Origin of the sequence: Companilactobacillus keshanensis (genome assembly GCF_003946205.1) — a bacterium.
GTDB lineage: Bacteria > Bacillota > Bacilli > Lactobacillales > Lactobacillaceae > Companilactobacillus > Companilactobacillus keshanensis.
This window is the reverse complement of record NZ_RHOS01000027.1, coordinates 1-14,910: the sequence shown is the minus strand read 5'-3', so window position 1 is coordinate 14,910 and position 14,910 is coordinate 1. Positions and strand designations below refer to the sequence as shown.

The 14,910-nt window shown below is 35.0% G+C and carries 17 protein-coding genes; 12 read left to right on the top strand and 5 right to left on the bottom strand.

Going from position 1 to position 14,910, the window contains the following annotated elements; all coding sequences use genetic code 11:
• Positions 1-412 precede the first annotated feature (412 nt).
• From EKM64_RS10730 to EKM64_RS10695, 9 genes are all read left to right on the top strand, one after another.
• Positions 413-2,026, top strand: a complete 1,614-nt coding sequence (locus EKM64_RS10730) for a helix-turn-helix domain-containing protein (RefSeq protein WP_125678412.1) — start codon at positions 413-415, stop codon at positions 2,024-2,026.
• A 238-nt stretch (positions 2,027-2,264) separates the two neighbouring features.
• Positions 2,265-2,621 (top strand): MFS transporter, encoded by a 357-nt coding sequence (locus EKM64_RS11685; protein ID WP_263852843.1) that lies wholly within the window; start codon positions 2,265-2,267, stop codon positions 2,619-2,621.
• On the top strand, positions 2,537-3,451 hold the full coding sequence (locus EKM64_RS10725) for an MFS transporter (protein ID WP_318530746.1): 915 nt from the start codon (positions 2,537-2,539) through the stop codon (positions 3,449-3,451). Before EKM64_RS11685 ends, EKM64_RS10725 begins: the two co-directional genes overlap by 85 nt.
• An 8-nt stretch (positions 3,452-3,459) precedes the next feature.
• Positions 3,460-4,365 carry an alpha/beta hydrolase gene (locus EKM64_RS10720; protein ID WP_125678410.1) on the top strand — a complete coding sequence of 302 codons (906 nt, stop codon included), beginning with the start codon at positions 3,460-3,462 and terminating at the stop codon, positions 4,363-4,365.
• Between the two features lie 9 nt (positions 4,366-4,374).
• On the top strand, positions 4,375-4,839 hold the full coding sequence (locus EKM64_RS10715; protein ID WP_125678408.1) for a hypothetical protein: 465 nt from the start codon (positions 4,375-4,377) through the stop codon (positions 4,837-4,839).
• A complete protein-coding gene (locus tag EKM64_RS10710; RefSeq protein WP_125678406.1) occupies positions 4,839-5,681 on the top strand; it encodes a sulfite exporter TauE/SafE family protein in 843 nt (280 codons plus the stop codon). The genes EKM64_RS10715 and EKM64_RS10710 overlap by 1 nt, the downstream gene beginning before the upstream one ends.
• The gene (locus tag EKM64_RS10705) at positions 5,681-6,031 is read left to right on the top strand and encodes a DUF1634 domain-containing protein (protein WP_125678404.1); all 351 of its coding nucleotides are present in this window, start codon (positions 5,681-5,683) and stop codon (positions 6,029-6,031) included. Before EKM64_RS10710 ends, EKM64_RS10705 begins: the two co-directional genes overlap by 1 nt.
• Before the next feature lie 71 nt (positions 6,032-6,102).
• On the top strand, positions 6,103-7,032 hold the full coding sequence (locus EKM64_RS10700) for a DMT family transporter (protein ID WP_225421012.1): 930 nt from the start codon (positions 6,103-6,105) through the stop codon (positions 7,030-7,032).
• A gap of 123 nt (positions 7,033-7,155) precedes the next feature.
• Positions 7,156-8,157, top strand: coding sequence for a tRNA dihydrouridine synthase (locus EKM64_RS10695; RefSeq protein ID WP_125678402.1), 1,002 nt, complete (start codon positions 7,156-7,158; stop codon positions 8,155-8,157).
• Between the two features lie 95 nt (positions 8,158-8,252).
• Here EKM64_RS10695 and nrdF read toward each other — a convergent pair whose 3' ends face one another.
• Genes nrdF through nrdH form a run of 4 tightly spaced genes read right to left on the bottom strand, consistent with a single transcriptional unit; the run spans position 8,253 to position 12,024 of the window.
• Positions 8,253-9,254 (bottom strand): class 1b ribonucleoside-diphosphate reductase subunit beta, encoded by a 1,002-nt coding sequence (gene nrdF / locus EKM64_RS10690; protein ID WP_125678400.1) that lies wholly within the window; start codon positions 9,252-9,254, stop codon positions 8,253-8,255.
• 13 nt (positions 9,255-9,267) lie between these two features.
• Positions 9,268-11,433, bottom strand: a complete 2,166-nt coding sequence (gene nrdE / locus EKM64_RS10685) for a class 1b ribonucleoside-diphosphate reductase subunit alpha (protein ID WP_125678398.1) — start codon at positions 11,431-11,433, stop codon at positions 9,268-9,270.
• Complete coding sequence (locus EKM64_RS10680) at positions 11,420-11,794, bottom strand: ribonucleotide reductase stimulatory protein (protein WP_125678396.1); 375 nt, start codon at positions 11,792-11,794, stop codon at positions 11,420-11,422. The genes nrdE and EKM64_RS10680 overlap by 14 nt, the downstream gene beginning before the upstream one ends.
• On the bottom strand, positions 11,794-12,024 hold the full coding sequence (gene nrdH, locus EKM64_RS10675; RefSeq protein WP_125678394.1) for a glutaredoxin-like protein NrdH: 231 nt from the start codon (positions 12,022-12,024) through the stop codon (positions 11,794-11,796). Before nrdH ends, EKM64_RS10680 begins: the two co-directional genes overlap by 1 nt.
• 260 nt (positions 12,025-12,284) lie before the next feature.
• Between nrdH and EKM64_RS10670 the strand changes: the two genes are divergently transcribed.
• Positions 12,285-12,914 (top strand): LVIS_2131 family protein, encoded by a 630-nt coding sequence (locus tag EKM64_RS10670; protein WP_125678392.1) that lies wholly within the window; start codon positions 12,285-12,287, stop codon positions 12,912-12,914.
• Between the two features lie 39 nt (positions 12,915-12,953).
• Here EKM64_RS10670 and EKM64_RS10665 read toward each other — a convergent pair whose 3' ends face one another.
• The gene (locus EKM64_RS10665; protein WP_125678390.1) at positions 12,954-13,163 is read right to left on the bottom strand and encodes a DUF2187 domain-containing protein; all 210 of its coding nucleotides are present in this window, start codon (positions 13,161-13,163) and stop codon (positions 12,954-12,956) included.
• A gap of 87 nt (positions 13,164-13,250) precedes the next feature.
• On the opposite strand from EKM64_RS10665, the gene EKM64_RS10660 reads away from it, so the two are divergent.
• On the top strand, positions 13,251-13,805 hold the full coding sequence (locus EKM64_RS10660) for a guanylate kinase (protein ID WP_125678388.1): 555 nt from the start codon (positions 13,251-13,253) through the stop codon (positions 13,803-13,805).
• A gap of 228 nt (positions 13,806-14,033) precedes the next feature.
• Complete coding sequence (locus EKM64_RS10655; protein ID WP_225421011.1) at positions 14,034-14,783, top strand: C40 family peptidase; 750 nt, start codon at positions 14,034-14,036, stop codon at positions 14,781-14,783.
• Positions 14,784-14,910 lie beyond the last annotated feature (127 nt).

The window sequence follows — 14,910 nt, the reverse complement described above, 5'->3', positions numbered from 1 at the left end:
CGAACACAGAAGTTAAGCTTCTTAACGCCGAAAGTAGTTGGTGGGAAACTACCCGCAAGGATAGGTAGTTGCCACGCAATTCTAAAAGGAAGGACAAATGTCCTTCCTTTTTTTTGTGCTTTTTTAAGATCTTTTTATATTCTTTGTTTATAATTATTATATAATGATTAAAAAAGACTATACATATTGAACATAAGGCGTAAAATATCTTATTAGATATGTTATATTTAATATTCTTTTAATACTATTAAATGTGTGTGTTAGAAATGCTGTTTTAACAGTCATGCTGCCTAACAAAAAATTAAAACTCATCTGAGTATTAATCCTTTTAGTAGGTATCATGAAGGTAATACTAATAAAAAAATAGTGTGTTTTTTACTATAATATAATAACAACTACGGGGGTGAACATTTTGGATAGTTTTACTGACTTATTTTTATCAAAATCCGAAATTGAAAAAATTCAATTATTTAATAAGATCAGACTTATAAGAACCAGTCAACTGGCAAGTGCCGATCTGATCGGAACATACCGAAATAGACATGTAGTGGTGAAGGATATAAATCTTCGTAAGGCCGCTTATCAAATGAACAAGAGTTATGGAAGTGTTTATAACACGTTTTTAGGCATACAGGAAGACTTTAAAGAAATTCTTGGTAAAGATGAGTATGAAGTAGAAGAAATGTTTGCTGTGACTCGTGATGCCTATCATTCTTATTTGACTACTAATTCTGATGGCTATAAGTTTATGGACTCAATTGTTAAGGGTACAGAGACTTCGTTTAAACATTTTTATACTAGTATGAATAGTAGTAAGGCAACTGTTTTACGTCATTTGAAGCCGGTAAGAAGTTATCTAAAGCGTTTTGGTGTTCGTATTGCATACGAACCTATGCGTTTTGTTGGTGACGAAGAGGCTATTCGTTTGTCGATTGCTGCCCTATATTGGAATGCAACTCGTGGATATATCTGGCCTTTTGAGGACTTTACTCAAGAGACTGCTTTTAAAGTTGTCGATATTGCATTAGATAAATATCGTATGAAGACAATTAATCATATTACTAAATTATTCTATGCATATGTGGTTATGGCTCATTTGTATAGAATTATTGATGGTAACCATATGCAAAATATGGATGCTTTGAATGTGATTAACTATCCATTCCCTAATATTTTTGAAGGTGCCAGTCCTATGCTTGAAGGGGATACTGGTAATGAGAGAGTTCGTGAGTTAAAACGTGCAATTAAAGAGGATGTTAGTTACGAGGAACAAATGTTCCAATCAGCTGACTTCTACATTCTTTTGATGTGTGTTCCTACTACATTTGAAGTCTCAAGTGAGTATCTACAAACCGTTTCTAAGCAATTAGTAAGGTATAATCCTTTATTTGCTAATTTTATTGATGATTTCCTAGATTTAATTCCAATTGATGTTGAACAAACTGTTTCGGAATTAGCTTTATCACATAAAGAATTTTTACGTTATAAGTATAATTTAACTACTTGTATCATTGGCGTTTTGGCTCTTGACCACAAGTATATTGAAATCCTGAACTTGTTCTCTGGTTTTGGTGATGCAGTAAGTAAAATTCGAGATGAAAACCTTGAAAGTAAAGTAGAATCAACGGTTCAACACTTAATGCTGCGTGATAAATATAATTCTTTGAAAGGTAAATCAAAACTTATTTCAGAAGCACTCTACTCGATTGCTTACAGATTCTTCTCTCTATATAACAAGAATCTAAAAGTTAAAATTTATCTTGAACTTGAGTCTTTCTTCTTAGTTTACTCAGATCTTTCAGTAACACTTCAATCTTTACCATATGCTAAGATTGTTAGTGACTCTAAGGATGCGGACATTATTGTTACTGCTAATAGTGCCGATCTTCCTGAAGATCAGATGAAAAAAGATGCCTGTGTTTATCGTTGGATGTACAACGGTGTTGATGGTCAAATGGGTGGATTACTCAATTTGATTTATAAAATTTGGACAGAAGAGAAGGTTGAACAGAACCCAGATCTTTAAGTTGTTGCTGTTGCAACTTGGCAAATAATATATTATGATGGTGAATGTGCGATGAGTCGAGAGCCGCCGAATTTGGACGGCACTTGTGGTAGGATATCATGCACCACTCACCGTATTGTGAGCGATATCTTCAGTAGTCGTGTGAACCGACATGCTGATTGCTCGTATAGAGTACTACCGTTAGCCATGGTGAAAACCATGGCTTTTTTTATGAAGAATTTTAGAAGAGGTGAGAGATATGAGGTCACAAAGGAAATGGTTATTGATTTTGAATATGACTTTTAACATGGTGATGGGATTTATATTGCCGGTTAATACGATCTTTATTAATAAGAATCTGCATGAGCCACTTACTACTGCTGGTTTTGCATTGATGGTATATTCTGTTTTGATGATGGTCGGTAATGCGCTGGGCGGAGTTATGTTTGATAGATTTTCTAAGCGTTGGACGTTATATATAGGATATTTTATTTCCGTATTCTCGTTGGTTGTCATGTCTTTTCACCATATATGGCCATCATACGTTGTATACTTAATTCTTTTAGGATTCGGTATGGAATATCTTATACTGCCATCAATGCCTATACAGCTTTAGCAGCGGAGCAGATGGTCGGGGATAGTCGAATTATTTTCAATAATATGTATTTGGCTGCAAATTTGGGTATAGCGATTGGATCTACTGCTGTTGGATTTATCTTTAATGCTAGTATTTTTTTGACCTTCTTTATTCCAGTACTTATTTTTATTCTATGTATAATTATTTTGGCATTTAAAGCTAATATTTTTGAAGAGCAAAGTGAACATAAAGTGAAACCTGGACATTCTGTCAGTGATGATGTTGAAGATCCACGTATTAAAATTGGTTTCCGTAGATTTAGATTAAATATTATTATTCTCTGTGTAGCTATCTTGATTGTTTGGATCGGATACTCACAATGGGATAGTAATATGTCCGTTTATATGCTTAATAAGGGCTTCACCACTCGTGAGTATGGTTTAACATTTACAATTAATGCGGGTTCATTGTTGATCATTCAACCATTAATGAATCGTGTGATTTCAAAGATATTTAAATATCTAAAGACACAATTACTCATAGGAATTTCGATCATGGGATTATCATTCTTGGTTTTACCAACTGCTAAAACCTATATGGCATTTGTCATTAGTATGTTGATTGTTACCGTGGGTGAATCAATGGTCTTTCCAACTATTCCAGCTTTATTAAGCAAATTTTCAACTAATAAGAATCGTGGAACGTTTCAAAGTTTCTATAGTATGTTTGGTTCTTTAGGTAGAGCTCTAGGACCTTATGTCGGTAGTTTAGTTGTTACTTGGTTGACGTTTGGTCATATGTTCTACGCAATTACTATAATGATGCTGTTAGTTGCTGCGACGATGACAGGTATTAAAGAATTAGAATAGGAGTAACTATGATACTAATTATTTTCGTATTAATATTGTTGTTATTGATTTTTTTGATCTTGAATGTTTTCTTTTCATATATTCAAAAAAGAGGATCAAGTGCATTGGGTTCTAATCCTCCTGATATAAAAAGGGATCCGGGATTAGATGATAAAACAGCTGATTTCATAAAAGTAGAAAAATCAGAATGGAAAATTAATTCAAAATTTAATCAGAATGAACTTTATGCTTGGTTTACCGAGGCAAAAAAAACCACTAATACGACTGTGATTTTAGTTCATGGTTTTGCGGTCGATCATAGCTCGTTAAATATTCATGCTCAATTATTTTATAATTTAGGTTATAATATTTTGCAGATCGACAATCAGGCGGCCGGCAAAAGTTCAGGAAAGTATATGGGCTACGGTTATATCGAAAGTCTTGATTTGATCGATTGGATAGATGAATTAAAAGACAGACGTCCTAATGAGGAAATTATTTTGTTTGGTGCATCTATGGGGGCTGCCACGGTTATGCTGACGAGTCCCAAGGTGTCCGGTAAGGTCAAAGCAATTATTGAGGATTCCGGATATACTAGTACCAAGGACATTTTGTCTTATCACGCACAAAATATGTATCATATTAAAGGTCGTTTGCTGATCGACGGAATATCGTTGATTTCTAAACTACGAGCTGGTTTTTTTTATAAACAGTCCGATTGCATGAGAGCATTGGAGCATAATAAAATTCCAATGCTATTTATGCACGGGCAAAAAGATTTTACGGTTCCGTTCTCAATGGAAGAAAAGTTATACACTTGTGGACAATTTTATAAAGAAATATATGTCAGTCAGGGTGTGCATATTCGTAGCTACTATATCGATTCAGTTAATTATCAAAAAGCTGTGGAAAAGTTTTTACAGCATGATCAATAGGAGAATATTATGAAAATAAACGTTAAAGATTTTATGGAAAAAGTTCAAGAAGGTGAATTCAAGCAAAATCATTATGAAATAAGTAAAGATGATCTTTTGCAAGCTGATACTTGGGTCGTTGAACAAGCTAAGGATCAATTAGAGAAAGATGAATTGTCACAAGTTATGATCCATGTGGCAGATGCTGAATTTGATATAGATTTTTACTTGGAAACAGGGATTATTAATTTGCCATTTGATGATGCTAAAAAGGTTACTCATTTCTTCGATGATGATGCTGAAGCAGAAACTAAAATCTATCTCTCGACAAGATGCGATTATTTGAATGCCTCAAAATTTCATATTGATTTAATTTCAGAAAATAAGCTAGAAAATGATGAAATCAAAAAAACTTTAGATATAATGAAAGAGAACTATCAAACTAGTTTAGAAAACTTCAATAAAAAGGATGAATCAGAAATCGAGGAAAAGTAATGAATTCAATGTTACTGATATTATTAATGGGATTATTTGCCGGATGTCTAGGAGCAATTCTAGGTATCGGTGGAGGGATGATCATTACGCCGATTTTAACTATTATGATGGGTTTAGATATCAAATATGCAATTGGTGCTAGTATTATTTCTGTTATTGCAACGAGTTCGGGTTCAACTATCGCTTATTTAAAAGACGATATGCTGAATCTTCGTGTAGCGATGTTTTTGGAAATAGCGACGACCGTCGGAGCAATCATGGGTGCTCTCTTGGTAGGACTATTCTCAAGTTCGTTTTTGTATGTACTGTTTGGATTCTTCTTACTTTATTCAACCTATAATATGGTTCGTAAGTTGATGGATAAAAAAGGTGAGAATGTCTACATGGGTCATGATCCGATCGTAGATAAACTTAATTTAGCAAATACTTACTATGATAAATCGGAACAAAAACAAGTTGATTATTCGATGAAAAATGTTCCAGGTGGTTTTATTATGATGTGGGCTGCTGGTTTAGCCAGTGGATTATTGGGTATCGGTAGTGGTGCTTTCAAAGTTATCGCTATGGATACAATTATGAAAATGCCATTAAAACCTTCTAGTGCCACTAGTAACTTAATGATGGGGGTAACTGCTGCTGCGAGTGCTACAGTTTACTTCTTTAATGGTTCTATCAGACCTGATATTGCAGGACCCTTGGCAATAGGTGTTTTGATTGGTGCGACAGTCGGTGCCAGGATTATGCAAGTACTCAAACCAAAAATTATTCGAATGATCTTTATCCCAATTATTTTGTATATGGGTGTTCAAATGGTTCTTAAGGGATTTGGGGTGAACTTCTAATGCATGAAGAAATGAGAAAAGTTGAATTAATTATCGGTAAGATACTACGGATCGGGGTTGTCACTTCGGCAATCGTGATCGTTATTGGTATCATGCTTTATTTCCTAAATGGCAGTGGTTATTCAGAGGGTTTTCCAACCAGATTCAGTACCATTATAAATGGTATTGTTGCTGGTAAATCTTATGCAATCATTATGCTGGGAATATTTTTATTGATCCTAACGCCAGTACTTCGAGTTGTAGTTTCGATATATGCGTTTTACAAAGAAAAAGATACGATGTACGTGGTAATTACGACAGTTGTTCTCGTAATTTTGATCATCGCCATGTTACTCGGATATAGAAGTTAAAAAAAGTTTGCCATTTTACATGTGGTAAGCTTTTTTGAGTACAATGAAATGAATATGAGAGGGATGATTATGTGTTAGCCATTATGATTGGATTGATTATTGGGATAGGACTTCCCATTCAAACCAGTATTAATTCTAGATTGAAAATTGCTTTAGGTTCACCTTTTTTAGCATCGTTAACGTCGTTTACGATTGGAACAATATTGCTGGCAATAATAACGTTAATAGCCGATCATAGTTTATTCTTCCCTCTAAGACTCTTCTCAGAAGAACCGATTTGGTTGTGGATCGGTGGCATTTTTGGGGTTACATATTTAACAGCTAATATTCTTTTATTTCCGAAATTAGGTAGTGTTCAAACAGTTATCATGCCAGTTTTAGGACAAATAATAATGGGACTTATCGTGGATAATTTCGGTTTATTCTATTCCTTAAAGGATCCTCTGACTTTAATCAGGATCTTGGGAGCGATTTTAGTTTTACTTGGAGTAATAGGAGCTGTTTCGATTAACGAATTGATCAATAAAAGACATCACAAAATGGATAGTGAGAGTTCTGGACTATTTATTTGGAGATTATTTGGCATTATTGCAGGGATGTTAAGTGCGGCTCAGGCGGCCATTAACGGACATCTGGGAGGTGTGCTGCATTCCACCGTCAAAGCTGCATTCTTTTCTTTTTTGATCGGAACACTCTGTATTTTGGTTATTGTTATAATTACTCGTCCCAAACTACAGATGATAAAATCTGAAAAAAGGAATCCCTGGTGGATGTGGATCGGTGGGATTATTGGTGCTTTATATATTTTGGGTAACGTTTACTTAGTTCCAATTGTCGGGACAGGATTGTCGGTTGTTATTATTCTGTTGGGTTTGATGATAGGTAGTTTACTGATCGATCAATTTGGAATTTTAGAATCAAAGAAAAATCCAATTACTGTAGCACAAATTATTAGTTTGCTAGTTATGGTCTGTGGAGTCGTGATAATCAGATTGTTTTAAAGCCAAAAAGATAGCATCAATAAAGAAAGTGCCATACAATTGTTAGTCGTGATAATAAAATTATGGTATTTATTTTGCCTAAATATAGTATTAAATCAAAAACAAAATTCAGGAGATGAGTTTGTGACCAATTCAGAATACTGGAACAATGTTATAAAAAAAGCTAAATCTGAAGATCGTCCATTTTTTAGTTTAGCACCGATGGAGGCTGTGACTGGATCAGTTTTTCGTCGAGTAATCGCTAAGGCATCTGCCCCGGATGTCTTTTATACGGAATTTACCAATGCGCTAAGTATTACACATCCGATTGCCAAGAAGACAACCAAGGGACGTCTATACATCGATCCAGCGGAGAATCCTAAACCTATCGTCCAACTCTGGGGTAATAATAAAGATGACTTTGCCAGAGCTGTTGAAGAAGTAAAAAAAGATGGATATGAAGCAATTGACCTAAATATGGGTTGTCCAGATATTGCAGTTATCAAAAATCATAGCGGAAGTGATTTAATCCGTCACTTTGATACAGCGCAAAGAGTCATTGATGGTGCTCGTGAAACTGATCTTCCCGTGACTATTAAAACAAGAATCGGTTACAGTGAAATTGATGAATATAAAGAATGGATCCCATTTTTATTGAAGCAGAAAGCTCCAGTTTTAACAGTACACTTGCGTACCCGTGAAGAGATGAGTAAAGTTCCAGCTCATTATGAGTTAATAGATGATATCGCCCGTATGCGTGATGAAATATCTCCGGATACTTTATTACAAATAAATGGTGATATTGCTGATTATCAAGCAGGGATGAAGATAGCAAAAGAACATCCTGGAATTGATGGAATTATGATTGGGCGAGGGATTTTCACTAATCCATTTGCTTTTGAAAAAATTCCGCATGAGCATTCAGGTGAAGAGTTATTGAGTTTATTGAAGTATCAGCTAGACTTGTATGATGAATTTGTTGCTAAAGGTATTCCGGGACATTTTGCCCCTTTACAACGATTCTTTAAAGTTTATGTTCGAGGGATGAAACATGCTGCAGAAATCCGCAATGATTTGATGTCTACTAAAACGACTGATGACGCCAGAGCGGTTATTACTAAAATTGAATCTGGTGGTTATGTATAGTTTATTTGAAAGATATCTGGCAAAATCAATCACTAAAATTCAATCAAAATAAAAAGGAGACAGCGTATACACGTTGTCTCCTTTTTGAACGATCATTATTTTTTTAATTTGTTAATTAATGAATTGCCATCTTTTAGACCAATGTCATAGTCGGAATCCTTCATAGCTTCAACTTTACCCATAAGATAGCCATTACCAACTTGTGAGAAGAAGTCATGGTTGCTGGTACCAGTTGAGATACCGTTCATAACGATAGGATTGACATCCTCAGCATTACCATCTGGAAAGAGCGGACTTTGTCCAAGATTCATCAAAGCTTTATTAGCGTTATATCTTAAGAAGACCATAACTTCATCAACCCAGCCGACTTCCTCATAAAGTGACTTAGTATATTGTTCTTCATTATCATAAAGTTGATATAAGAAGTCATACATCCAGTCACGCATTTTATCTTGCTCATCAGAATCTAGGTCGTTAAATCCTAATTGGAATTTGTAACCAATGTAAGTACCGTGGACTGATTCATCACGAATAATCAATTTAATTATTTCAGCCACGTTGGCTAATTTATTATTACCTAAGTAATAAAGTGGTGTATAAAAACCAGAATAGAATAAGAAACTCTCTAGGAAAACGCTGGCAACTTTTTTCTCTAAAGATGTACCATTTTGGTAAACATCATTAATGAACTTGGCCTTCTTTTGAAGATGCTCATTGTGATCAGTCCACTCAAAAATTTCTTCGATTTCTTCGGCACTGTTCAAAGTACTAAAAATTGATGAATAACTTTTAGCATGGACTGATTCCATGAATTGAATGTTATTAAAAACGGCCGTTTCTGCTTGAGTACGAACATTTTTGAGCATAGCTTGGATACCATCTTGAGATTGTAGAGTATCAAGTAGAGTCAGACCACCAAAAACGTGTCCGACAACCGTCTGTTCGGGCTTACTTAGAGTGCGCCAATCGTCTAAATCATTGGATAAAGGTATACGTGTATCTAGCCAGAACTGAGAAGTCAACTTTTCCCACGTAGCTTTATCCACGACATCCTCAATCTTATTCCAATTCATGGCCTTATAATACGTATCAACCATTTAAAAATTCCTCCTAAATTGAGCAGCTTTCACATTCATTGCTACCGATTTCATCATTGTTCTCTGTAAATGTTCTGACGTAATATAGTGATTTGATACCCTTATAGTAGGCATAATTACGTAAAATACTTAGATCACGCGTTGTTTGTTTAGAATCCGTCTTCCATTCGTAGATTCCTTCTGGAATTTCTGAACGCATGAAAAGTGTCAAACTCATACCTTGATCGACATGTTCTTGGGCTGAAGCATAAATGTCAATAACCTTACGCATATCAGTATCATAGGCTGATTTATAAAATTTAATTGTTTCATTATCTAGTAATGGGGCTGGGAAATAGAGTTTCCCATTCTTTTTCTCTTGTCTTTCTTCAACTAAACGAGTGACAGGTTGTAAGCTGGCACTTGTGTTGTTAATGTAAGAAATTGATCCGTTAGGGGCAACTGCCAAACGATAGGCATTGTATAAACCGGATTCCATCACGTTATCTTTTAGTTTAGTCCATTCAGCTGGTCCAGGAATATCAATTCCTGCAAATAGTTTTTTCACAAGTTCGGATTTTGGCGCAAAATTAGTGTTTGTGTACTTGTCAAAGTATGATCCATTTGCGTAATCTGATTTATCAAAGTTATAAAATGTTTCCTTACGTTCTTTAGCAATCTCGTTGCTTTCAACTAAAGTCCAGTAATTTAATAGCATAAAGTAAACACCAATAAATTCAATTGATTCATCTGAGCCATATTCAATATGTTGGCTGGCTAAATAAGTATGCAGCCCCATAGCACCTAAACCGATTGAATGATTAAGCTTGTTACCATTGGCAACTGAAGGTACTGCTTGAATATTTGAAACATCACTGACATATGTTAAGGCACGAGTCATGGCACGGATCGACTTACCAAAATCAGGTGTTTTCATCATATTGTAGATATTTGTTGAAGCCAAATTACAGCTGACATCAGTACCCATTTTGACGTATTCTTGAGCATCATTGATCTCTGAGGGAGTCTGTACTTGCTGGATCTCAGTACAAAGATTACTCATAATGACTTTACCGTCGATCGGATTGTCGCGATTAACAGTATCGATATTTAGAACATATGGATAACCAGATTCTTGTTGCAACTTACTGATTTCATCTTCTAGTTCACGAGCATTGATCTTGTATTTCTTGATACGAGGATCAGCGACCATATTGTCATACTCTTTAGTGATATCAATATATGAGAAAGGCTTATTGTAAACTCGTTCAACTGAATATGGGCTGAATAAATACATGTCTTCATCATTTCTGACCAATTCGTAATATTTATCAGGTACGATAACACCTAAAGAGAGCGTTTTAACACGGATCTTTTCGTCAGCATTTTCCTTTTTAGCAGAAAGAAAGTCAATAATATCAGGATGGAAAACGTTCAAGTAAACCGCACCGGCACCTTGTCTTTGACCAAGTTGATTACTATAACTGAAACTGTCTTCTAGTAATTTCATAACTGGTAGGACACCAGATGACGAATTGACAACACCTTTGATGGGTGAACCTGATTCACGCAAGTTAGAGAGAGTAATACCAACACCACCACCGATTCGTGACAACTGAAGGGCACTGTTGATCGTGCGACCGATACTGTTCATATCATCGGTAACTTGTAATAGGAAACAAGATACATATTCTCCACGGCGTTTTCTACCAGCATTTAAAAATGAAGGTGTAGCAGGTTGGTAACGTTGTTCGATCATTTCGATAGCTAAGGTTTGAGCTAAAACTTGGTCACCATGAGCATATAAAAGGGCATTAAAAAGAATTCTCATTTCATAGTTCTCTAAATATAGATCACCATCATCAGTTTTTAGAATATATTGGTTAAAAAGTTTGTAGGCTGCCATAAATGATTTGAATTGGAAATGTTTATCGAGTAGTTCTTGATAAAGTTTTTCAATGAAATCAAATGGATATTGACTGATTACTTCTTTTTCGATGAAATTATTATCGATCAAATAGTCGATATGTTCCTTGAAGGAAGCAAACTTTTTAGTATTAGGCTCAACATTTTCATTGAAGAAAGCTTTGATAGCTTCACGGTCTTTATTTAAAGGGATCTTACCATCTACGGGAATGTTGATCTCATTATTTAATTTAAAGTAAGTTACTTTAGTTACATCTAGATTATTTAGTCCCAAGGTCAGTCACTACTTTCTTAAAATTTTCTACGTCTTTATTGGTACCATTAAATTCAAACTCGAAAACAACTGGGACATCTAGTCCAGTAGCTATATCTCTTGCAGTATGGTTATACAAAGTATTAAAGTTTCGATTACCACCGCCAGCAACAGCGATACAATTAGTTTTGTTAGTCTTATATTGAAGAAAATCGACCACTGAATCCATCATATCATCATCGTAAGCAGGGACAATAAGTACAAATTGCCGACCCATTTCGTGGAATGGATCGGCATCGTTTATTTCATATCCTGTTAGACCAAGTTTATTTACAAAGTGTCTTGTTTGGCCGGTAATTGAGTAGAAGGCGATGTCGACCATTAGCCTACAAGTTCCTTTAAACTGTCTGGACGAAAGCCCACGATAGGGTCATTATTATCTTGCATAACGATCGGCACACTCTTGAAGCCTTGTTGTTTTAAGAAGTCCAAATATTTTGGGTCTTGGTTGATATTTCTTTCTTCAAAGTTAACGTTATGTTCACTGAGAAATCTCTTTGTCATCTTGCATTGCATGCAATTGTTTTTGCTATATACGATTATGTTGTTCATGTTCTGATACCTCTTTTTGATGTTAATGTCATGCTCTAGTATAAAACATTTGTTCTACTTAGCACAACATATTGTTACTGAAATTTCAATAATATACTATATGATGTATGACAGAGTTAAGCGGTGATATTGCTTTTAGATAAGCTCTGGTTTTTATATAATTATTCTAAATCGTGGTAAAATTACCGTAATGACTATTATAGGTTTATTAGTTAAAATTGAAAGTACTTCAGACAATTAATTTTAGTTGGGAGAAAATTATGAGTTCTTGGAATTTAATAGGGATTATTGCATGGATTATTGTCATTGCCTTGCTAGTTTGGGTCGTCTTCAATATAAGAAATCGACATCTAAAACTTTTGGTAGTGAAAAAAGAAAAAATTACTTGGAAAACAGTTTTGACCGACTTAATTGAAATTGTTATTGTTATTGCAGCAGTCGTAGGGATGCTTTATGCTTGCCTATTTTCAAATGCTGATTTGAGTAGTAAGAAAGATATTTCAATGTCTTATAGATATGAACCAATGATCATTCAAACAACAGATGATGGTCAAGGTTATTATGTCAAAATCAGTAAGGGTAACTCACATGGAAATAATGATGTTTATCAATACTGGGTAAACAATTCTACTTATAATGTTTCCAGTCGAGATGCTACGATTTCTGACGCTACGTTGCCATTTAATGTTTCTGGGGTGCGTATCAGTTGGCCTGTAAAGAAATTTAAGGAGATGGATGATAAGTATCAATCTGCTTATGTAATAACGGCTCAAGCTAAATATAATAAGAATTTTATCAATGGACTAGGTCTAAAGGCTGGTCGTTTGGCAACTGAATATCGAGTATTAAGAGTGCCTGCGCGTTCATTTATTACTGTTAGTCACAAATAAAAAAGAGGGAGTATCGTCAAACGATACTCCCTCTGCTGCTTACTTGATTTTTTTCATTTTCTTGATGCTTACAACGATTTTATTATTTAGTTCCGTTTTATTGGAATTATCTTTAGGATCATTTTCAGTAATTTCCATCAAAGCAGAATGTTCGTAAATCTTTTCGACTTTTCCCTTGAATGGATGATCCATGTCCTCATCTACTTTACATTCGTAAATGTCGCCGACTTTCAAATCTTCTATTTTCATGTACGAGATCTCCTAAATTTTTACTTAACAGCATAGTATATTAATATAGTAGAATAGAAAATTCAAATTAAAAGCTAGGATAACGCAATGAATAAGAAAATTATCGTCATAACTGGAGCTAGTGGTACAGGAAAAACTACTATTAGTCACTATTTAAAAGAAAAATATCAAATACCTAATGTAATTACCCATACTACTAGGATTCCGCGTGCCGGTGAAAGAAATGGCATTGATTATTACTTTGAAACAGACAAAAGCTTTTCAGAAAACCATTATTTGGAACGAGTCGAATATAGTGGGCATAAATATGGTTCTTCAGAAGAAGGGCTAGAGTCAATGTGGAAAAAGGTTGACGTTGCTAGCATAGTAGTCGATACGGCCGGAGCAATTGCTTATAAGAAGAAATATGGCAAGCAGGCAATTGTGATCTTTTTGGAATTGGATCTACCTAACTTAGCTAAACGATTAAAAAAACGTGGAGATACTCCGGATCGAATCGTTCAACGTATCAATAGTGAAGAGTTCAATCGTGACCTTAAAATACCGCGAGAATTACAAGGTAAATCTTACGAAATCGTCAATAAAGACATGAATGTTACTGAAATGAGCGTCGATAAGCTAATGCAAGCCCTAAATATCTAGTAAATGTCATATTCTAAAAGAGCCTCTAATCACTGTCATACCAGTGGTTAGAGGCTCTTTGTATTATTAAAGTAATAAAGTGTAACATTCTTATACAATTACTGTAACAATTCTGAAATATTCGGAGAGTATTATAGTCATCGTTGAGTGATAAGGAAACATTAATTAAGAAAATTTAAACATTTAAAAAACAAACAAAAAAAACAAACCATTCGGGGGATTTCAATTTTGAATACTAAAATTAAAAAGAGTCTAATTTCATTTACAGCCGCTGCTTCATTAGCAGTTACAGGTTTAGGTATGACAGGTCTAACAACACACGCTGCTACACAAATCATTACAGACAACGTACCTTCAGTGGTTACTGCTAACAAGACTGCTATGCTTTACAAGACACCTTCTAAAGATGGTGATACAACAGGACGTGCTATTGCTGCTAATACTCCTTGGGCTGTAGGCCAAGAAGCTATGGATGACCAAGGTAACATCTGGTACTTCATCGGTACTGATGCATGGGTACAAGCATCTGACGTTACAACAAACACTGCACAAACAGACAAAGACACAAATACTGATGCAACAACTGACGATTCATCTACACAAGCTGCTACAACAGAATCAAGTGCTGAATCAGTTGTAAGTACTGCAAAACAATATATTGGTACACCTTATGTATGGGGTGGTAAGACACCAAGTGGTTTCGACTGCTCAGGTTTCACATCATACGTATATCAAGAAGCATTAGGTAAGAGCATTGGTTCATACACTGTTGCCCAAGAGGGTGCCGGTACACAAGAATCAGTATCACAAGCTTCAGCCGGAGATCTATTATTCTGGGGTAGCAAAGGTTCAACATACCATGTAGGTATCTACCTTGGTAACAATCAATACATCGCTGCTCCAAAGCCTGGCGACTCAGTTAAGATTGCCACAGTATCAAGTTACTTCATGCCTTCATTTGCTGTTAAAGTAAACTAGGATAAGTAATATAACAATAAATTCAAAATTAAAATCTAAGACTGCCATTCTGAAGTGCAATAAAAAAGTTAGACATTTTTATAAGTTTTAAGAAATCATGGATTGTCTCCTGTATTCTACAGGAGAC

Bases quoted from the DNA above. Each gene is read 5' to 3' on its own strand.
- EKM64_RS11685 (WP_263852843.1), top strand. From the start codon at position 2,265: ATGAGGTCACAAAGGAAATGGTTATTGATTTTGAATATGACTTTTAAC.
- EKM64_RS10725 (WP_318530746.1), top strand. From the start codon at position 2,537: ATGGCCATCATACGTTGTATACTTAATTCTTTTAGGATTCGGTATGGA.
- EKM64_RS10720 (WP_125678410.1), top strand. From the start codon at position 3,460: ATGATACTAATTATTTTCGTATTAATATTGTTGTTATTGATTTTTTTG.
- EKM64_RS10715 (WP_125678408.1), top strand. From the start codon at position 4,375: ATGAAAATAAACGTTAAAGATTTTATGGAAAAAGTTCAAGAAGGTGAA.
- EKM64_RS10710 (WP_125678406.1), top strand. From the start codon at position 4,839: ATGAATTCAATGTTACTGATATTATTAATGGGATTATTTGCCGGATGT.
- EKM64_RS10705 (WP_125678404.1), top strand. From the start codon at position 5,681: ATGCATGAAGAAATGAGAAAAGTTGAATTAATTATCGGTAAGATACTA.
- nrdF (WP_125678400.1), bottom strand. From the start codon at position 9,254: ATGGTTGATACGTATTATAAGGCCATGAATTGGAATAAGATTGAGGAT.
- EKM64_RS10680 (WP_125678396.1), bottom strand. From the start codon at position 11,794: ATGGTCGACATCGCCTTCTACTCAATTACCGGCCAAACAAGACACTTT.
- nrdH (WP_125678394.1), bottom strand. From the start codon at position 12,024: ATGAACAACATAATCGTATATAGCAAAAACAATTGCATGCAATGCAAG.
- EKM64_RS10670 (WP_125678392.1), top strand. From the start codon at position 12,285: ATGAGTTCTTGGAATTTAATAGGGATTATTGCATGGATTATTGTCATT.
- EKM64_RS10665 (WP_125678390.1), bottom strand. From the start codon at position 13,163: ATGAAAATAGAAGATTTGAAAGTCGGCGACATTTACGAATGTAAAGTA.
- EKM64_RS10660 (WP_125678388.1), top strand. From the start codon at position 13,251: ATGAATAAGAAAATTATCGTCATAACTGGAGCTAGTGGTACAGGAAAA.